Genomic DNA, 18,585 nt, shown 5'->3' with positions numbered 1-18,585 from the left:
AAACTATGATGCCTGTCCATTTTTTTTGCGTTAGACAGCTAATTTAAACGTGAAAACATTCGCAGTAAAATAATGAGGATTCAAAAAACTATGTTAGGCTTCATACCTCGTTATTAACTTACAAGATAGCTCGTTGAGTAATAATTATGCAAGCACGTGTTAAATGGATTGAAAATGGAATGTTTCTAGGAGAGTCTGGTACCGGCCATACGGTGGTGATGGAAGGTTCGCCTGATGAGGGGGGGCGAGAATTTGGTATTCGTCCAATGGAAATGTTGTTGCTAGGAATGGGCGGGTGCTCTTCAATTGATGTGATTTCTATTCTAAAAAAGGCGCGTCAACAGGTGAGTGACTGCTATGTGGAAATTAGTGCTGAACGGGTAGATGCGGTTCCAGCTACATTTAAAAAAATACATTTGCATTTTGTTATAACGGGAAAAAATCTTAAAGAATCACATATTGAACGAGCAGTAAATTTGTCTGCAGAAAAATATTGTTCAGCATCAATTATGCTAGGTCGAGCAGGCGTTGAAATTAGTCATGATTATAAAATATGTGAACAGGAATAATGTATGACTACATTATTAGATAGACCAAAAAAAACAGCAGGTTTACGTCACGTTGCCTTGTTTGTTGAAGATTTGGCTGCATGTGAACATTTTTATGTCAATTTATTGGAAATGACTGTTGAGTGGCGGCCTGATAATGAAAATGTTTTTTTAACATCAGGAAATGATAATCTTGCCTTACATAAACGTCATTCTGAAATTGATAAATTACAACAAAGGCTAGATCATATCGGATTTATTATCGATGAAATAGATCAGGTTGATGTATGGTATGAATTTCTTCGTAAGCAAAATGTTGTGATGTTATCTGAGCCTCGAACACATCGTGATGGTGCCAGGAGTTTTTATTGTCTTGATCCGGACGGCACCACTGTGCAGATGATTTATCATCCTCCTATCTCTAAAGGTAAGTAAACACTTATTTACCTGTTTTGTGCCTCTATTGTTACCCCAGTAGTCTTTTTATACTGCTGGGGGACAAATAGCTTAAAAAAATGGTGCCGATACGTGTTTTTTCACCATTTTATATTTATCCATGTGGTGAGCTGATCAGCCGGGAGGCCAGTGCATATTTCTTCCTCCCAGGAGATGAAGATGGATATGGAAAACAGTTTGACCTCCTTGGTTATTGCAATTCATCACTAAGCGATACCCATTTTCATGAATCTTCTCTTCTTGTGCTAAACGTTTAGCGACTAGTAGCATATGGCCAAGTAGTGCTTGATGGGTATTATCTGCTTCATTAATTGTACTGATGTGGGTTTTTGGTATAACTAATAAGTGATGTGGTGCTGCAGGGGCTATATCTCGAAAAGCCAGTGTTAGCTCATCCTCATAAACAATTTGTGCATCAAGTTCATGATTGATAATTTTACAAAAAATACAAGACACAGACTTAATCCTTTTGTCTAAATTAAATTTCAGAAATAAACGTTAACGCACACTGAAGAGTCAAACAATAGTTTGATTAACGAGGGTGTTTTGGAGCAAACATTGAAAAACGATATCCATGATCTTGGGTTAGTCATTGATTCAGGTACGCCTATTATTGTTGTAGAGTCATACGACGAGCTTCGTGTTCTAGAGATGATGACACGTTTAGCAATGAATCGAGGCTTAGTGCTTTTTACATGGAGTGTGACAGAAGGGTTAAACCGGCTTGGGTTTGGGCATGGTTCTGATAATGAGGCGATAACTGAAGCTGATGAGGTTTTAGTTCATATCAAAAAAGAAACAGTTCCTAGTCTTTTTGTTTTGTGTGACTTCCATCCATACCTTCATCCTAATGAGCATCGAAATATACGTTTACTAAAGGATATAGCCCTACAGCACTCTCAGTTGCGTCATATTGTTATACTTTTAAGTCACGCTTTAGATTTACCTCCAGAGGTAAAACGGCTGGGGGCGCACTTTGAGCTTTCTCTGCCGACAGATGAGCAGTTACTTGCGATGGTAAGAGAAGAGGCTAATAACTGGTCTAAAAAGAACCTGGGGCGACGTGTAAAAACAGATAGCAAGACACTGGATAAGCTTGTCAGTAATTTACGAGGGTTGAGCTTAAATGAGGCTCGACAGCTAACAAGAGGCGCTATTTTCGATGATGGAGCGATTACCGTTGATGACTTACCTGAAGTGAACAAGGCAAAGTTTTCTTTAATGGATATGGAAGGCGTCTTGAGCTTTGAGTATGAAACAGCACATTTTTCTGAGGTTGGTGGATTAAATGCGTTTAAAGCATGGTTAAGCCAACGAAGAACAGCATTTCTCCAACCTTCAGAACAGCAAGATATACCAAAAGGAGTGATGTTGCTGGGTGTTCAGGGAGGAGGTAAAAGTTTGGCTGCAAAGGCTGTAGCAGGGATGTGGGGAATTCCACTGCTTAAGATGGACTTTGGAGCACTGTACAACAAATATATTGGTGAAACTGAACGTAATATTAGAGAAGCGCTTAAACTAGCTGATGTGATGTCTCCCTGTGTATTGTGGATGGATGAAATTGAAAAAGGTATAGCTGTAGGGCGTAGTGATGATGGTACTTCAAAGCGGATTTTGGGAACGTTATTAACATGGATGGCTGAGCGGAAAAAATCCGTATTTGTAGTTGCGACATCTAACGATATAACACAGTTGCCACCAGAACTAATACGTAAAGGACGTTTGGACGAGATATTCTTTGTAGATTTACCTAATGCAGAAGTGCGCCGGGATATTTTTGCTATTCATTTTAATAAGCGTAGTATTGAATCAGAACCATTTGATTTGGAAGCGTTAGTTGAACTTACGGATGGTTTTTCGGGAGCAGAAATTGAGCAGGTTATTGTGGGTGCACTTTATTCAGCAAAAGCAAGTGATGAACCGCTAAAACAAACACATTTAGAAAAAAATATTCAATCTACAAGTCCACTTTCTGTTGTGATGGCTGAAGATATTGCAATCTTGCGAGGTTGGGCTAAAAATAGAGCCGTTCAGGCTCAGTAAATGGTTGAATTAAAATAATAAAGCAAATTTATAAGTTTATAAGTAATTAGAAAGTTAGTTGATGATAGCCAATTAACTTTCTTCACTACATTTTTCACTGGCAAGAGTGCTTTTATCTTCTTCTTTGTTTAGTTTTACTGATGCCTGTTGGTTGTGCATTTTGATTAACGATAATTGAGCGTCACGTATAAAATTTTGATAATGTGCAATATGTTCTGCAGAATTTAAATAAGAAAGTATTTTTTTTGAGCGAGATAGTGATAAAAGCTTTAGGTTGTCAGTACTTCTTAGTGATGAATCGAACTCCAAAAGTGGAAATAAAAAATGGATGTATCCATGTTCTTGTTCATATTTCATAATATATTGCTTTGCTCTTTCTAGCTCATTTCTGTATTGACTAATTAATCTTTGATAGTGAGTTGCTCCACTAAAGTGAGGTATGATTTCATCGGAGTAGGTTATTGCAAGTAAAAAAGCAAAAGCGCCAATAATACCTCCTAGCCAACTAGGTAAGAACCCCATTAAACTCGCAATAAAAATAAAGCAGAGTAAGCTAAAGCACATATACCAAATATTTTTTATTATTTTTGATATCCTGATTTCTGTTTTATTAGGTAGATCGTCGAGATCTAATTGTGTTAAATCAAAAAATTGTAGTGTTTCTGTAGCTTGCATAAATTGAGGAGAATTTTTAGAGGGGCTTGAGGTTTGCAAGTATGACATCAAGTGATGTTGATTACTACTCAGTTTGATTTTCTTTGATATATTACTGTCCATTTAATATTTTCCCTGTAATATTACGCTTTTGTTAAAGGTGAAATATTAACTTCCATTGTCTTAGTATCCCATTGTAGTTAAGAACAATAATCTATAGTTCTAATAATAGAGAATAATTAGTGTTGGCGCAGCTTGTATTCACCTTTAATGAACCAGTTGTGCAAATATTGACTGAGTTAATTGCTTTTGATATCCACAAAATATAGGTTATTACGAAAATGTTAAACAAAAAAAACTTGTATTTTATGATTGTGTCTTTTTTACCTGTCTTTTGTGTTGCAGATGAAGTTATGAGCAATCGATATGAAATTTATACTTTTCATGAAACTGCTCAAAATCCAATTACCATAAAGTTGGATACTTTTTTAGGTGATAGTTGGGCTTTTAATGGAATAGCCTGGAAGCAGCTAAAAGAAAGCGGGACAAAAAATAACTATGATTTTGCGAGTTATAAACTGAGCTTTACTGATTCAAAAGATGGTGTAGTCATATTTCGATTTAGCCAACAGAATGGATCTGCATGGATTTATACAGATCATGGCTGGGAGTTTGTTGAAACGTCGACAGAATAATTGAATGTTTATTAGGTTTACATGACATTTTTAAATGATTGAAAAAAAACTCGTAATAACATGTTTTTATTAGCTTTTTAGGGGTTGGTCTGGTTCGTGCTCTGCAGCAAGTGTCTTTCTAAATAACACTTGCTGGGGAGCAAAAAATGAGGTTAAAAAATTTATCGCTGGCGCTTTGTGCGATATCTTCGTTTACGTTGTCATCATGGCTGTATGCCGATGCACAGTTGGTGTCTGGTGATATTGTACTTGGCGTTAATGACGAAGGTCATTTGAATGTAACCGACATAATGGGAGTTACAATAAACGCTGGTTCTACAGGTTTAACATATACTTCTGTAGGTGATGCTACATCTCCTGGTTGTTTATGTGAGGGGTGGGGGGTTTCTGCCGTAAATGGTGGCCCTCATACCGGTTGGGCGAGTGTTTCAAATGGAGGTATTTCTAATATCTCTTTTGATAGTTTTGTATCTGATGCAACAACTGCAACATCTAATGTTCATATGACTGATTTACCTGGGTTACTGGTCAAACATGAGTTCATGCCATTTGCGGGTGCGCCAGGTAATGCTTACCAAGCATCTGTAACAATCTCCAATACGACAGGAATGGCGTTAAGTGATGTACGTTATGCGAGGATGATGGACTGGGATGTGCCCCCTACGGAGTTTAGTGAGTTTGTTACTATATTAGGTTCTGATGCTGCTAATGTTTTAAGTACCAGTGATGATGGTTTTGCTGTACCTGATCCAACAGCAATTCCTTTATTTGATATAGCCGCAGATCCTTGTGGTGTTGATTCTGACTTTGTTAAGTGTGGTCCAGATGATCATGGCGCTGCATTTGTCTTTGGGTTTGGGGATTTAGCTGATGGTGAATCGGTCTCATTTGATATTTTTTATGGGGCTGGAGAGGATGAAGCAGAAGCGACTGGAGTACTTGGAGAAATTGGGGCTGAAGTGGTGTCTTTAGGTTACTCAAGCATCTTTGATGAAGACTTAGGCGAGTCTGTTCCAAATACGGATTCTCCTGTGTTTTTCTTTGCATTTTCTGAAGTTGGAGGCGAAATTATTTTCCCAGATCCAACACCTGATCCTATTCCTACACCAGAACCTGGTAGCTTAGGTGTTCTTGCTTTGGGCTGTTTAGGACTAGGTTTATTCCGTCGTCGCCGTTACCAATAGTAATTAAATCTATCGTCTTAAAAATAGATGCCTACCTAGGCATCTATTTTTTTATATATCTGAATTGTATGGTTTAAAAAATAGTTGAGTAATAATTATTTTTATGTTGAGCGTTGCGTGTCCAATAAATTTGTTTATGAATTTTACAGTTTTCTTTTTGTTGATTTTTTATTAAATGCTAACTATCTGAATTATAAAAAAATATAATGGCTGGCCTAAAACATGCCCTTTGTTAGTTAGAAAAGTTGAAATACGTAACTTGCTGGCTAAGGGAAATGTAATGAAATTAAAACAACTATCGTTATGGCTGATATTAAGTGTGTTGATACCACATGCAACTTCATCAACAATTAAAGCGTTGCCATATAGCCACCCCTACTCATTTAGCCAACAGAAACTCATCAATGAAGCGAAGCAGTTATTGCAAAGTAAGCAATATACTCAGGCTAAGGTTGTAATTGAACGACTCCATGAAAACTTCCCTGAAAATGTAAATTATTATATTTTAATGGCTGAAATATATTTGCATCAAAAAAACTATCCTGAAATGCATGAGCTACTTATTCAGGGGGTAGAAAATTATCCTAAAAATGCAAGATTACATGCTGCAATAGCCAGGAGCTATTCTACTCAGCAAAAACATCAACAAGCGTTACGTCACTTGCTTATAGCTGAAAAGCTTGATCCAACATTATTTGTTGCTCAGATTGATGCGGGTGACTTATATATGAATGTTTTTAACAAACCTGCATTAGCGGTAGATTACTACAAACGTGCCATTGTTCTTTTTCCTGAGCACGGAGGTGCCCATTTTGCGCTTGGAGCCGCGTTGCTTCGACTCGAAAAATATGATGAGGCCGAGTATAACTTGAACAAAGCGAATGAGCTTTCTCCAGAACGGATTGAGCCTCTATGGGCGTTAGCACAAAGTGCATATTTACAGGGCCAATTCATAAAGGCCATTAGCCGGACAAAAAAGATACTTGGTAAATTTCCCGAATACAGTAATGCATTTATTTTGCAAGGAGATAGTTATTTACTGCAAAGAGATTGGAACAATGCATTGAAAGCTTATAAAAATGTTGCAAAAGAAAAAGATAATAATATTTTAGCGAAATTAAAAATAGCAAGAGTTTATTTTCTTAGTGGGCAATATCAAAAAGCATTAGCAGCGTATCAATCATTACAGGAAGATAACCCGGAAAATGCTGAAATCTACTTTAATTTAGCGAGCTTGGGGCTAAGTCAAAAGCAACTGGTACCTATGGATCGCACATCTGAGTGGGGACGTACTGCCGTGATGCTTGAGCCAGAAAATAAAAAGTACAGACAGCTATTAGCATGGATTTATCATGCTCAAGGTAAGACGCCTGAAGCACTTAATTTAATTAAAGAGTATGTTTCCGAAAGTTCTCAAGATGCTAATATTAATTATCAAGCCGGTATATTCTATCGTGACTTGAAAAATGTCGAGAAAGCGAAATATTTTTTACTTCAGGCGTTATCTATCAATCCTGACATGGCAGATGCGGAAAAAGCATTGGAAAAATTGCAGGCATTATAATATGCGCTTTCCCAAGCGCATATTAGTGAAAGTTTTTACCTTTAAAAAGGGCGAACAACGGCAAGTATAATAATACCGATCAGCAGAAATACAGGGATCTCGTTAAAAAAACGATAGTAAACATGGTCACGTTTATTTTTATTGTTTTGGAATACTTTAACAAAGTGTCCACATGTAAAGTGGTAAATGACTAACATAACAATTAAAGATAATTTAGCGTGAATCCAGCCCATTTGTAGATAAGCTTGCCAATTATAACTTAATAGCCATATACCAAATATCAGTGTTGCAATCATCGCTGGAGTGGTTATACCTCGATATAACTTTCGCTCCATTGTTTTAAAGTAAGTTTGACTTGCCATATCCTCTGCCATGGCGTGATAAACAAACAGTCTTGGTAGATAAAATAGCCCAGCAAACCAGCACACCATAGCAATTAAATGTAACGCTTTAATCCAGAGCATAATACTCCCTTTAGCATTGGTAAAAATCAGTGTTTGAATTGATAGAAACGCTCAATAGCTTTGCGTGTGATAATACCATTTATTCTGTTAATCATTGGGGCGCTGACACTGGTTATGTATAACGCTTCTACTTGCGTTTGATCGAGCTTTTCTAATGCTTCATGTAATGTCGCTTGAATATAGAGGGGAATAATATCTTTGCGTTCACCAGGTAGCGCTAATAAATCGATATTGTCGCTCTCATGCTCTTCATCAGTGTCCTCCTGAATTTGGTCAAGATATCGAGCTAAGTCAGCAGCAAGTAGAATAGCTTCAGGTTTATCTGTATCAATGACAATCCAGATGGGTTTGGTGGCTAATGCCTGACTAGCTTCTTCGAAAGAGCAATAGCGTGCCAGGCGCACGAATTGACGTTCCATAATCGAAGAGACACTGGTTCTTTGTAATGCTTGAGATAGCGGATCATTACGAAAGTTTAAGCCTTGTGACTGTAATTGTGCCAAAAAGACGGATGGCTTTTTAAAGAAGTATTTGCTGGTCATACTTGCGACAACAATGACAAGCATAGCGGGTAAAATGATATGGGGATTTTGAGTTAACTCTAGTACTGCCATCAAAGCAGCTAATGGTGCTTGTAGCACAGCACCCATCATTGCACCCATGCCCAGCATGGCATAGAACCCGCTTGGAGAGCCGGAAGCACCTGTAAGGAATCCTCCTGCAATACCTAATGCGCCGCCAAGAGAGGCACCTATAAAAAGCACGGGACCAATAAGCCCTCCAGGCAGTCCAAGCCCACAAATGGTACTACTCACTAACAGCTTGCCGATAACTAGAAAGCAAAGCAATTGCAGAGGGACAGCGCTTGAAAGCGTCATATTCACAGTATCATAACCAACGCCCATAATTTCAGGTAGGAGTGCTCCAGAAACAGCCGTTAAAAAGCTGGCGAGTATGATACGTTGCCAAAGAGGGCGTGAGCGTAATTGACAGGTTAGTTGAACCAAGTGAGTAAAGCTTGCCGCAATAACTCCAGCCATAATACCAACGACGACAACAAGAGGTATCTCCCAAAGTGAAGCGAGGAACATGGGAGGAACACTAAATGCGGGGGCCATACCGTAAACCATTTCAGAAAGTACTGCTGCTGTAACAGCGGCTAGAATAACGGGCGTAAAACCGGCAATGGTATATTCCATCATAATAACTTCCATAGCGAAAATAACGCCTGCTATGGGAGTATTAAATGCTGCAGAAATTGCACCTGCTGCGCCACAACCCACCAGTGTACGAATACTGTTGTTTGGTAACTTTAACCACTGGCCTAGTAAGCTACTACATGCTGCCCCAAGGTGTACTGCAGGACCTTCTCGTCCTACAGGTTGACCAGAAATAATAGCAAGGCTGCCTCCTAAAAACTGAACCAGCATATTTTTTATGGGTAAGTGCCCTTGGTGGTAACCGAGCCGTTCTATGACATGAGTGATACCTACCCGTAGGTATTTTGGTTTTACTTTGTAAAGGATGATTAAGAGTAAGGTGCCAACAAAAAGTGGTAATCCAATGCGTTCAAGTAAAGTAAGGCCTTCAAAATTTTCGTCATCTAGATTAGGCAGTATATGCTGTAAGGGTAATTCAACAGCATGACGAAACAGAATAACCACCATGCCAGAAAATAAACCAGAGAAAAGCCCTAATATTGCCAGTTGGGGCAACGCATTAACATCCGCAACTTGATGCCGAAAGCGTTCTAGCGTGGGTAAACGAAATCTATCCTTTATCATATTTAACCAAGAGTATATTGAATAAGCGCGCTACTCACTGATGAAGTAGGTAACGCATAATGATGGTTCAGACGCTTTGCCATGAAGAGACTAACGTATACTTCACTAAAGCTTTTACCCGATTTTGGAGTGTGCGTGGTGACACCCCTTTTTTGGTTTAGCAGAAAATCAAAATGCTCATAATGGTTATGCTTACTTCCTTGAATCAAATAAGCGTTTTCCGTAGCGTTGTTTATCAATATTACTAGTGATGTATATGATTATGTTTTGGTAATTTACTAATAATACTGAAAGTAGGCACTATGAATAGGTAATCATCTTTTTACACAGTTAAAAGTCTAATAAATAAGTGGCCCAATTTAGATTATTAAAAGGTATATTATCGTGTTCGTCATCTACTTTGAATGACTACATGACGGTTTTCTTCGTTGTATACTGATTGAATACCTTCAGGATAATTTATTGAATAATGCTAAAATGCTTTTTCTTAAGGGTATGATCTACTTTAGTTTGCGTAAATAGAGGTGGGTGTGAAAAAAATTGGTATCGTGGGTGGGACCGGTTATACCGGTGCTGAGTTATTACGCTTGTTGTTGGCTCATCCAGAAGCAGAGGTTGTTACCATTACTTCGCGAGCAGAACAGGGCCGAGAAGTAGCAGAACGCTATCCTAATTTACGTGGAATAACATCATTACGCTTTGATAGCCCTGATGAAGCACCTTTAATCGACTGTGACTTGGTTTTTTTTGCAACCCCCAATGGTGTAGCGATGCAGCAAGTGCCAAGCCTGCTTGCTAAAGGGGTACGAGTTATTGATTTGGCTGCAGATTTTCGTTTGCGAGATGCAGAGCAATGGGCTGAATGGTATGGGCAACCCCACCAATGTTCAGAGCTACTTGCTTCTGCAGTGTATGGATTACCTGAAATTAATCGTCAATCAATTAAAAGGGCGCAGTTGGTTGCAAACCCTGGCTGCTATCCAACGGCTGTTCAATTGGCTTTCTTGCCGCTAATTAAGCACAAGCTAGTTGATTTGCAGGCATTAATAGCAGATACCAAGTCTGGGGTGAGTGGAGCAGGGCGTAGTGCAAACGTAGGCACTTTACTTTGTGAAGCCAGTGAAAACTTCAAAGCTTATGGTGTTACTGGACACCGACACTTACCTGAAATTATACAAGGGTTGGCTCAAGCTGGTCAGGTTGATATTAAACAAATTGCTTTGACGTTTGTACCTCATCTGACGCCAATGATTCGAGGAATTCATGCAACATGTTATAGCAAGTTAACAGTAACAGGGGCAGATTTACAGGAGATGTTTGTACAGCACTACCTAAATGAACCTTTTGTTGACGTGATGCCTGTAGGCAGCCACCCTGAAACAAGAAGTGTCAAAGGGAGTAATCTCTGTCGAATAGCTGTTCATCAGCCATTCCAGAAAGATACCGTAGTGGTGCTATCGGTTATAGATAACTTGGTTAAAGGGGCTGCAGGTCAGGCAGTTCAGAATATGAATATTATGCTCGGGTTTCCAGAGCAATTGGGCTTACAGGTAACGGCAGTATTGCCCTAGATTGCAGGAGTGATTATGACTGCGGTAAAAGGAAGCAAACAAGAACGTTTGGTAGTTGTTCCGTACCATCCTGTCAGACGACTACTGGCGCATTTATTATATTGGTTAATACTATTGGCTGTTGGGGCTGCAAGTTTTTACATTGGACAGTTTGTCGGTGTAGAAGCGAAATATGCTGTGGAGTATGAAACAGGGCAGTTGAAAGATTTAATTGATGATCAGGATGACAAAATATCTGACTTGACGCAGAAGCTTGCTGTAATGGAGCGAAGCCGACAAATAGACCAGCATACCAATGAAAGTATCCGTCAGCATTTGCGTAAATTGCAGGCAGAAAATCTTGAGCTAGAGCAAGAAGTGAGTTTTCTAAAAAGCATCATGCAACCGACTGATCAAGCCAAAGGTTTGAGCATACAAAAGTTTGAGCTTAAAGCTACAGATGATCCTCGTCAGTTTCAGTATAAGTTAAGGCTAACTCAAATAGCTAAACGCCACAACAAGCTCAATGGTTTTGCAAGTGTGACTATTGTTGGCAAGAAGGCAGGTATTCATCAGGAAATACCATTAAATGAAATTTCAAAAAACGTAGACTCAAAAGATATCAAGCTTGGTTTTGTATACTACCAGGAAATACCCGGCCCGGATGGCCATTTCGGCATCATGGATTTACCTGAAGGGTTTGAGCCTGAGTATGTATTGGTAGAAGCACGTAAAACAGGCGCTAATGCCAAACGGGTAGAAAAGAAATTTATGTGGAAGAAGGAGGCCCAGTTAAATGTGGGGCAAGGGTAATAAAAGAAAAAGTACAAGCATTGATAAGCATGGCGAAAACATAACACTAATATCGAAAGGCACTGTACTGTTTGGGGATATACAGTTTACGGGTGCTTTACAAATAGAGGGACGAGTCAAAGGCAATGTAACGGGGCAGGATGGCTTAGTTCGCTTGGCTGATCGAGGGATTGTAGAAGGTGATATTAGAGCGCCAAATGTAGTCATTAACGGTACTGTGACAGGAGACCTTTACTCTTCTGACCATTTGGAACTGGCTTCAAAAGCCGTTGTAGCAGGGAACGTGTACTACAATCAGATAGAGATGGTTAAAGGGGCTCAGGTGAATGGTAGCCTCGAGTATCGCCCGAAAGCAGATGACAAGGTCAAGAAAAAATCTGTTGCTGCATTGACAGTGAATGCCCAAGCTGTAGTTGAAGGTGCGTCATAGAGTCATATAGCAAAGAGCAACGAAGGCTAGTTGTCTAGTATGCTGCTTTGTGGAAAATGATTCTTGTGAAATGCAAGGAAAAAGTTGACGGAAACACTTGGTTACTTGGATAATATTCATTCAGGGTTGCAATGATGGATGTGGAGCATAAATGACCGTTGAGACTTTTGACCCAAATGAAACTGTTGCCATCAACTTTTCAGCTGCTGCAGCCGCTAAGGTGAAAGATTTAATTGAAGAGGAAGGTAATGGCCAGCTGAAGTTACGCGTCTTTGTAACGGGTGGTGGTTGTTCAGGCTTTCAGTATGGCTTTACCTTTGAAGAAGATATGGCGGATGATGATACCCAGGTTGAGCGTGATGGCGTGCTGCTTGTGGTAGATCCTTTGAGTTTTCAGTATCTGGTTGGTGCAGAAGTTGACTATCAAGAAGGATTGGAAGGCTCACGGTTTGTGGTCAATAACCCAAATGCAACAACCACATGTGGTTGTGGATCCTCTTTTTCTATCTAGAGCTTAATAAAATTCTCCTCTCTTTTAACAGCACATATTTGAAGGGAACATGGTTACCTTATGTTCCCTTGCTGACACTAAAACAGCTCATTTTGGGAAGGGGCTCCAGCATAAAAACTGTGTACATTCTCTAGTGTCATATGTGCAATAGACTCCAATGCATCATGTGTAAAGAAGCCTTGGTGCCCTGTGATGATGACATTTGGGAAAGTAAGCAAGCGGCTGAACATGTCATCCAGTAAAACTTCATTTGAGTGATCTTGATAGAGTAGTGGTCGCTCATACTCATAAACATCAAGCCCTAAGTTAGAGACTTTTCTTGTTTTTAAGCCTTCGACCACTGCGTTAGTATCAATTAGCCCGCCTCGACTGGTATTAATGATCATTACACCATCTTTCATGAGTTTTAGAGAATCAGCATTAATCATATGGTGATTTTCATCGGTATGTGGACAGTGCAGTGTAATCACATCTGATGCTTTGAATAACGCTGGTAATTCAGCATACTCAACGCCCAAGGCCAGGCAGTCAGGGTTAGGTTGTATATCGTAAGCTAATATTGTGCATCCCATTCCATGTAATATGCGAATAACAGCGAAGCCAATACGACCTGTACCTACAACGCCAACCGTTCGGTTGTGGAAATCGACTCCCATAAAACCATCAAGGGCAAAGTTATTTTCTTTAACCCGATTGTAGGCCCTATGTATTTTTCTGTTTAAGGTCAGCATCAGGCCAATGGTGTATTCTGCCACTGACTCTGGAGAATAGGCAGGAACCCTGGCAACACGAATACCCAATTTTTTTGCATGGGTTAAATCGACGTTATTATACCCTGCACATCTTAGCGCGATGAATTTGGTGCCTACTTCGTTTAATCCTTGAAGTACATCTGCGTCCAAAATGTCATTAACAAATACACAAATGGCAGAAAAACCTTCTGCTAGCTTATAGGTTTCGAGTGACATCCGAGCTTCAAAAAAGTGCAGGTCTAAGCCAATTTTATTATTACAGTTGATAAAGAATGCTTCGTCATAGGGGCGAGCATTAAAGATTGCAAGTTTCATACGAAATTACCTTAGAGAAGAAAAAGCTAAGAAAACATTTTGAAAAATGATGAGTGGCTAGCTTGGCATTTAATAAGAGTGGAAATGAAAGTCATTTCCTCTTTAGAAGTTTAAGGTAAACCGTCTGCGGATGTGTTTCAGGGATAATAAACAGCACCTAATACTCTAGGTCCTTTAGCGTTGGTAACGCTGGGGATATTGCCCGTTTTATGATTTAACGTTTGCTTTGCTAGCCAAGCGAAAGCAATTGCTTCCAACCAGTTAGCAGAGATACCTTGTTCATCTGTTGTATAAGCTTGATAGCCTTCAGGTAACTCTTGGGAAAAAATATCTAGCAAATATGAATTGTAAGCCCCACCACCACAAATAAAAATATCACCAGGACCTATGCCAAACTGTTCGATGGCATTAATGATGCTTTTTACTGTTAAAAAGATGAGAGTGGCTTGTACATCATTCGCACTATATTGTGAAAAATTATGTAAGCGCTGATTAAGCCATGATGTGTTGAAATACTCACGACCAGTACTTTTGGGTGGGGGTGTTTTGAAGTAAGGGTCTTTCAGAAAGTGATTTAAAAGTTCAGAAATAGGCTTACCAGACGCTGCCCACTGTCCATCTTTGTCAAAGTGTAAACTTAAATGCTGTTGGCACCACTCATCCAAAAGTACATTTCCTGGACCTGTATCGAAGCCTTGAATATTAAACTCGACAGCTTTTGTAAGTGGAGGCAGTACCGTGATATTGGCCATACCACCAATGTTGACAATATAACGTGTAGTATCAGGGTGACTTAGTGCGTATGCATGGTACGCTGGAACAAGAGGTGCGCCTTCGCCACCGGCTGCAATATCTCTTCGGCGAAAGTCTGCAACTGTGGTGATACCTGTTGCTTCAACAATGATATTGGGGTCACCAATTTGGTGGGTAAAACCGAGTTGAGGGTAATGTCGTATAGTTTGCCCATGGCTGCCAACAGCTTCAATTTCTGAACTTTTTATATTGACGCTACTAAGTAAGTTGTTGATGAGTTGAGCGCTTAGTAAACCAATATCTTGATCGGCTTGTGCTAATAAGTGCACGTCATAGTGTGCAGTATGGCAAAGGGTATGCAGCTGATGACGAAGGGAGTCTGTATAAGGCAGGTGTGCTGAGTTAATCAGCTTTCCAGGTGAAGTTGTTAAATCAACGAGGACGGCATCAAGGCCGTCCAAGCTGGTTCCTGACATTAAGCCAATGTATAAAGGAGATGTCATTTACTCTTGTTTCAGTGCTATAGCTGTATTTTCTGCATTTTTAAGTAATGACAGCATACTTTTAGCCTGTTGTTTAAAGTTCGCAAGTTCTTTGCGGGCAATTGGCATGGCTTTGGGTAGTTTGACTTTTAAGGGATCTTTGTGCACACCACTTACGCGGAATTCATAGTGTAAATGAGGTCCAGTCGCTAGTCCTGTGGAGCCAACAGCACCAATTACGTCACCTTGTTTAACTCGTAAGCCAACACGAATACCTTTACCAATACGATTCATATGAGCATAAAGTGTGCTGTATTGCTCTCCATGTTGAAGGATAACAACTTTACCATAACCCCCTTTTCTCCCTGCAAAAATGACTTTGCCTTTACCTGCTGCTCGTATTGGTGTGCCGCGAGGGGCTGCATAGTCAACACCTTTATGTGCGCGAATACGGTTTAAAACGGGGTGTTTTCGCCCAAGGCTAAACCTAGAACTGATCCGAGAGAACTCAACTGGAGTCCGAATAAAGGCTTTGCGCATGCTGCGGCCTTCTGGGGAATAAAAGTCATTTGCACCATCAGAGTCGGTATAATTAATCGCTGTGAAAGCTTCACCACGGTTGTTGAATTCAGCAGCAAGGATATTGCCTTCACCAATTTTTTCACCCTCAAGGTATTTCTCTTCATAAACAACTTTGAAGGAATCTCCTTTACGGATATCAAGCGCAAAGTCGACATCCCAGGCAAAAATATTAGCTAATTGCATAGTCATCTTATGAGATAAACCTGCTTTTCGACCTGCAAGAAAAAGAGAATGATTAATCTTTCCTGAAACTACTTTTGCACGGACATTTGGCTTGAGTTTAATTTTCTCTGCATGATAGCTATCTGTTGTCGCTGTAAATAAAATACTTTCAAGCTTGTTACGCACAAACCGGACTTTTTCTAGCTTACCTTTAAATGTGTATACCTCTAAAGACTGGCCTGGGCGGATATCAGCTAAAGACTTTCCTTCTGGGCCGCTATTAATCAAACTATACAGTTTAGATACGCCTAAGCCATGACGGGAAAAGATCGTTGATAAGGTATCACCTGGGTTAACCTTAATCGTAAACCAACTGCCTTGGCCTTGATTAACGACCTGAGGCACTGGTTTGGGCTGTATTTGATTATTGATCGGTTTAGGGGTTGTTAGCGCAGAGGGTTGTGATACTGACACTGGCAGCATCACATCATCAGGGTTATCAATACCTAATTCTACATGAATGGGTTTATCAGTTTGAGTTGCCGTATCTATCTTGGTTTTCAAAGCTGGTTTTACAGATGATTTGTCGGTTTTTTGCGGTGTGGCTATTTGAACGGTGCTTGCTTTTTGATCTTGAGAAGTTGATGTTGCATTGGAGGCTACCGTAGCCGTTTGATCATCTGTTTGTTGTGCAGAAACAGTAGTATTGTTGGGTTGCTCTGTTTTGTCTGCTGGAAGAAAGCTAATTGAAAACCCTATCCCTACGGCAAGTGCGCCAGCAATCACCAAATGCTGTCTTGGAAATCGCTGCTTTCCTGTTACTGTTAAATCAGCTTTTTTCATGATGTTCTTACAGCGCCTTGTTCAGTGATAGGTGTAAATGCCCAAAGTATAAACAAATATTCAAATGTGATGTAGTCGAAAAAAGCTTATATCAAAAAGTCTTAATACAACGTAGATCGTTTAATTACTAAAAAATTCCATTAAGTTATTGAAAATGAAGACCAAAGCGAGTTGCTTGCTGAAAAAAGCCGTTTATCGACTTTTTATGAATGTCATATTTTTTTCATAAACTGCAGTATTTATCTGACGAACAGAAACTTATTAAGGCACACTCACCGTGTTTGATAAGCCAAGAGACTTATTTTAGGCACTACTAATGCTGTATTGTTGAGTAAATCGGTGAAATTAAGTAGCTTGAATACGGAACTTCGGTGAAGACTATAGCTTTATGCTTTTAGGGCCATTAAAATTGGTCGCTTTCTTATCAGATAAGACAAAATATAGGGTTGAACAATGTCTGCGGATCAAAATCCACTGATTGATGACTTAACAAATAGACAATTAATCGCTCAGATGACTGCCGAGGATGACTTGCATGCTCATTTAAATGAGCAGTCTAGAGTTGTCTATTGTGGGTTTGACCCTACTGCAGATAGTCTGCACATTGGTAGCTTGGTACCGCTTTTAGCATTACGTCGTTTCCAACAAGCAGGACATAAACCAATTGCTTTGGTGGGTGGCGCTACAGGTATGATTGGTGATCCTAGCTTTAAAGCCGCTGAACGTAAGCTCAATACGCCTGAGATCATTCAAGAATGGACAGAAAAAATTCGTCAGCAAGTTTCAAGATTCATTGACTTTGACAGTGGGGTTTCACAAGCTCGCGTTGTTAATAATTATGAATGGACAAAGCAGCTTGATGTACTGACATTTTTGCGTGATGTTGGAAAACACTTTGCTGTGAATATGATGATTAACAAAGAGTCAGTCAAGCAGCGTATTCAGCGTGAAGGTGAAGGCATTTCTTACACTGAGTTTTCATACATGCTTCTGCAATCCTATGACTTTGCAGAACTCTATAAGCAGTATGGTTGTACTATGCAACTTGGTGGTAGTGATCAATGGGGAAATATCACTGGCGGTATTGATTTAACGCGCCGTCTACATCATGCGCAGGTTTATGGGCTTACATTACCACTAATTACTAAGTCTGATGGCACCAAGTTTGGTAAAACTGAGACGGGTACGATTTGGCTTGATGCGAATAGGACATCACCTTATGCGTTTTATCAATTTTGGATAAATACAGCTGATGCTGATGTGTATCGCTTCTTAAGATATTTCACATTTCTTCCTATTGAAGAAATTGTGCAAATAGAAGTGGAAGATGCACAGGCTCAAGGACCAAAACAAGCTCAAAAGATACTTGCTCGAGAAGTTACCCGTCTAGTGCATGGAGAAGATGGGTATAAAGCCGCTGAGCGAATTAGTCAGGCTCTATTTAGTGGAGAGCTTGGTTCATTATCCGAAGATGATTTATTGCAACTTAAACAAGATGGACTTCCTTGTACAGTACTTGGTGATACAGACTTTAAAGAAAAGTCGCTTATCCAACTGTGTGTTGAAAGTGAGCTTGCTTCTTCTGGTAAGGCTGTTAAAGATGCGCTAGGGCGAAAAGCGGTCTTGGTTAATGGTCATCCATTGACAATGGATGACAATATGAAGATAGATGAAGTCTTTTCTAGAAAGAATGCGCTATACGGTCGCTTCTTTATCACCCGGATGGGTAAGAAAAAGTATCATTTATTTGAGAGCGTTTGTTAATTTAATTCAGTCTGTAACCGATGCTTCTTTTTTTGATATTGGAGCTTTGATGTAAGGCATTTGCTAGGTTAGTTACTTTGAATTATCAGCAGTATCTTGCTATGAAAAAAATGCCTTAGAAACTTCATAATGTTCCTTGCCTGATAAGCTTTAGTATTTATACTTATAAATTACCAGCAGAAAGGAGTTGACCTTTTAAGTCAGCTCCTTATAATGCGCCCCACTTCAGCGGTAAT

The 18,585-nt window shown here is 39.6% G+C and carries 18 protein-coding genes; 11 read left to right on the top strand and 7 right to left on the bottom strand.

Annotated elements, in window-relative coordinates; genetic code table 11:
- The first annotated feature begins 146 nt into the window (after nucleotides 1-146).
- A complete protein-coding gene (locus KCG35_RS05595; protein WP_215818693.1) occupies nucleotides 147-569 on the top strand; it encodes an OsmC family protein in 423 nt (140 codons plus the stop codon).
- A 3-nt stretch (nucleotides 570-572) separates the two neighbouring features.
- Complete coding sequence (locus KCG35_RS05590; RefSeq protein WP_215818692.1) at nucleotides 573-983, top strand: VOC family protein; 411 nt, start codon at nucleotides 573-575, stop codon at nucleotides 981-983.
- A 135-nt stretch (nucleotides 984-1,118) separates the two neighbouring features.
- On the opposite strand, the gene KCG35_RS05585 is transcribed toward KCG35_RS05590, so the two are convergent.
- Nucleotides 1,119-1,460: a histidine triad nucleotide-binding protein gene (locus tag KCG35_RS05585; RefSeq protein WP_215818691.1), complete on the bottom strand. Its 342-nt coding sequence runs from the start codon at nucleotides 1,458-1,460 to the stop codon at nucleotides 1,119-1,121.
- A 102-nt stretch (nucleotides 1,461-1,562) separates the two neighbouring features.
- Between KCG35_RS05585 and KCG35_RS05580 the strand changes: the two genes are divergently transcribed.
- Nucleotides 1,563-3,047, top strand: a complete 1,485-nt coding sequence (locus KCG35_RS05580) for an AAA family ATPase (RefSeq protein WP_230409038.1) — start codon at nucleotides 1,563-1,565, stop codon at nucleotides 3,045-3,047.
- A 72-nt stretch (nucleotides 3,048-3,119) separates the two neighbouring features.
- Here the strand turns inward: KCG35_RS05580 and KCG35_RS05575 are convergent, their stop codons facing one another.
- The gene (locus KCG35_RS05575) at nucleotides 3,120-3,824 is read right to left on the bottom strand and encodes a hypothetical protein (RefSeq protein WP_215818690.1); all 705 of its coding nucleotides are present in this window, start codon (nucleotides 3,822-3,824) and stop codon (nucleotides 3,120-3,122) included.
- A 218-nt stretch (nucleotides 3,825-4,042) separates the two neighbouring features.
- On the opposite strand from KCG35_RS05575, the gene KCG35_RS05570 reads away from it, so the two are divergent.
- The 3 genes from KCG35_RS05570 (at nucleotide 4,043) to KCG35_RS05560 (ending at nucleotide 7,144) form a co-directional block, all read left to right on the top strand.
- The gene (locus KCG35_RS05570; protein WP_215818689.1) at nucleotides 4,043-4,396 is read left to right on the top strand and encodes a hypothetical protein; all 354 of its coding nucleotides are present in this window, start codon (nucleotides 4,043-4,045) and stop codon (nucleotides 4,394-4,396) included.
- A gap of 146 nt (nucleotides 4,397-4,542) precedes the next feature.
- Nucleotides 4,543-5,580: a PEP-CTERM sorting domain-containing protein gene (locus KCG35_RS05565; RefSeq protein WP_215818688.1), complete on the top strand. Its 1,038-nt coding sequence runs from the start codon at nucleotides 4,543-4,545 to the stop codon at nucleotides 5,578-5,580.
- 280 nt (nucleotides 5,581-5,860) lie between these two features.
- On the top strand, nucleotides 5,861-7,144 hold the full coding sequence (locus KCG35_RS05560) for a tetratricopeptide repeat protein (RefSeq protein ID WP_215818687.1): 1,284 nt from the start codon (nucleotides 5,861-5,863) through the stop codon (nucleotides 7,142-7,144).
- Between the two features lie 41 nt (nucleotides 7,145-7,185).
- Here the strand turns inward: KCG35_RS05560 and hemJ are convergent, their stop codons facing one another.
- Both hemJ and KCG35_RS05550 read right to left on the bottom strand, forming a co-directional pair.
- Nucleotides 7,186-7,608, bottom strand: coding sequence for a protoporphyrinogen oxidase HemJ (gene hemJ / locus KCG35_RS05555; RefSeq protein WP_215818686.1), 423 nt, complete (start codon nucleotides 7,606-7,608; stop codon nucleotides 7,186-7,188).
- Between the two features lie 26 nt (nucleotides 7,609-7,634).
- Complete coding sequence (locus KCG35_RS05550; RefSeq protein WP_215818685.1) at nucleotides 7,635-9,392, bottom strand: chloride channel protein; 1,758 nt, start codon at nucleotides 9,390-9,392, stop codon at nucleotides 7,635-7,637.
- Nucleotides 9,393-9,922: 530 nt separating this feature from the next.
- Here KCG35_RS05550 and argC point away from each other — a divergent pair.
- From argC to erpA, 4 genes are all read left to right on the top strand, one after another.
- Entirely contained in the window at nucleotides 9,923-10,963 is a 1,041-nt protein-coding gene (gene argC, locus KCG35_RS05545; RefSeq protein WP_215818684.1) for an N-acetyl-gamma-glutamyl-phosphate reductase, read from the top strand.
- A gap of 15 nt (nucleotides 10,964-10,978) precedes the next feature.
- Complete coding sequence (locus tag KCG35_RS05540) at nucleotides 10,979-11,755, top strand: DUF6776 family protein (RefSeq protein WP_215818683.1); 777 nt, start codon at nucleotides 10,979-10,981, stop codon at nucleotides 11,753-11,755.
- Nucleotides 11,739-12,185, top strand: coding sequence for a bactofilin family protein (locus KCG35_RS05535; protein WP_215818682.1), 447 nt, complete (start codon nucleotides 11,739-11,741; stop codon nucleotides 12,183-12,185). The genes KCG35_RS05540 and KCG35_RS05535 overlap by 17 nt, the downstream gene beginning before the upstream one ends.
- A gap of 151 nt (nucleotides 12,186-12,336) precedes the next feature.
- The gene (gene erpA / locus KCG35_RS05530) at nucleotides 12,337-12,696 is read left to right on the top strand and encodes an iron-sulfur cluster insertion protein ErpA (protein WP_215818681.1); all 360 of its coding nucleotides are present in this window, start codon (nucleotides 12,337-12,339) and stop codon (nucleotides 12,694-12,696) included.
- 77 nt (nucleotides 12,697-12,773) lie between these two features.
- On the opposite strand, the gene KCG35_RS05525 is transcribed toward erpA, so the two are convergent.
- From KCG35_RS05525 to KCG35_RS05515, 3 genes are all read right to left on the bottom strand, one after another.
- Nucleotides 12,774-13,763 carry a 2-hydroxyacid dehydrogenase gene (locus tag KCG35_RS05525; protein WP_215818680.1) on the bottom strand — a complete coding sequence of 330 codons (990 nt, stop codon included), beginning with the start codon at nucleotides 13,761-13,763 and terminating at the stop codon, nucleotides 12,774-12,776.
- A gap of 137 nt (nucleotides 13,764-13,900) precedes the next feature.
- The gene (locus KCG35_RS05520; RefSeq protein ID WP_215818679.1) at nucleotides 13,901-15,019 is read right to left on the bottom strand and encodes an anhydro-N-acetylmuramic acid kinase; all 1,119 of its coding nucleotides are present in this window, start codon (nucleotides 15,017-15,019) and stop codon (nucleotides 13,901-13,903) included.
- Nucleotides 15,020-16,585, bottom strand: a complete 1,566-nt coding sequence (locus KCG35_RS05515) for a peptidoglycan DD-metalloendopeptidase family protein (RefSeq protein ID WP_230409037.1) — start codon at nucleotides 16,583-16,585, stop codon at nucleotides 15,020-15,022.
- Nucleotides 16,586-17,038: 453 nt separating this feature from the next.
- Between KCG35_RS05515 and tyrS the strand changes: the two genes are divergently transcribed.
- Nucleotides 17,039-18,349: a tyrosine--tRNA ligase gene (gene tyrS, locus KCG35_RS05510; protein WP_215818678.1), complete on the top strand. Its 1,311-nt coding sequence runs from the start codon at nucleotides 17,039-17,041 to the stop codon at nucleotides 18,347-18,349.
- Nucleotides 18,350-18,585: the final 236 nt, after the last annotated feature.

The organism is Zooshikella harenae, from assembly GCF_018837975.1.
GTDB lineage: Bacteria > Pseudomonadota > Gammaproteobacteria > Pseudomonadales > Zooshikellaceae > Zooshikella > Zooshikella harenae.
This window is presented reverse-complemented; position numbering and strand designations above follow the sequence as displayed.

What these genes read in the sequence shown, in the direction of transcription:
- tyrS (WP_215818678.1), top strand. Translation starts at nt 17,039, where the DNA reads ATGTCTGCGGATCAAAATCCACTGATTGATGACTTAACAAATAGACAA.
- KCG35_RS05540 (WP_215818683.1), top strand. Translation starts at nt 10,979, where the DNA reads ATGACTGCGGTAAAAGGAAGCAAACAAGAACGTTTGGTAGTTGTTCCG.
- hemJ (WP_215818686.1), bottom strand. Translation starts at nt 7,608, where the DNA reads ATGCTCTGGATTAAAGCGTTACATTTAATTGCTATGGTGTGCTGGTTT.
- erpA (WP_215818681.1), top strand. Translation starts at nt 12,337, where the DNA reads ATGACCGTTGAGACTTTTGACCCAAATGAAACTGTTGCCATCAACTTT.
- KCG35_RS05560 (WP_215818687.1), top strand. Translation starts at nt 5,861, where the DNA reads ATGAAATTAAAACAACTATCGTTATGGCTGATATTAAGTGTGTTGATA.
- KCG35_RS05520 (WP_215818679.1), bottom strand. Translation starts at nt 15,019, where the DNA reads ATGACATCTCCTTTATACATTGGCTTAATGTCAGGAACCAGCTTGGAC.
- KCG35_RS05570 (WP_215818689.1), top strand. Translation starts at nt 4,043, where the DNA reads ATGTTAAACAAAAAAAACTTGTATTTTATGATTGTGTCTTTTTTACCT.
- KCG35_RS05550 (WP_215818685.1), bottom strand. Translation starts at nt 9,392, where the DNA reads ATGATAAAGGATAGATTTCGTTTACCCACGCTAGAACGCTTTCGGCAT.
- KCG35_RS05515 (WP_230409037.1), bottom strand. Translation starts at nt 16,585, where the DNA reads ATGAAAAAAGCTGATTTAACAGTAACAGGAAAGCAGCGATTTCCAAGA.
- KCG35_RS05575 (WP_215818690.1), bottom strand. Translation starts at nt 3,824, where the DNA reads ATGGACAGTAATATATCAAAGAAAATCAAACTGAGTAGTAATCAACAT.
- KCG35_RS05525 (WP_215818680.1), bottom strand. Translation starts at nt 13,763, where the DNA reads ATGAAACTTGCAATCTTTAATGCTCGCCCCTATGACGAAGCATTCTTT.
- KCG35_RS05590 (WP_215818692.1), top strand. Translation starts at nt 573, where the DNA reads ATGACTACATTATTAGATAGACCAAAAAAAACAGCAGGTTTACGTCAC.
- KCG35_RS05535 (WP_215818682.1), top strand. Translation starts at nt 11,739, where the DNA reads ATGTGGGGCAAGGGTAATAAAAGAAAAAGTACAAGCATTGATAAGCAT.
- KCG35_RS05565 (WP_215818688.1), top strand. Translation starts at nt 4,543, where the DNA reads ATGAGGTTAAAAAATTTATCGCTGGCGCTTTGTGCGATATCTTCGTTT.
- KCG35_RS05595 (WP_215818693.1), top strand. Translation starts at nt 147, where the DNA reads ATGCAAGCACGTGTTAAATGGATTGAAAATGGAATGTTTCTAGGAGAG.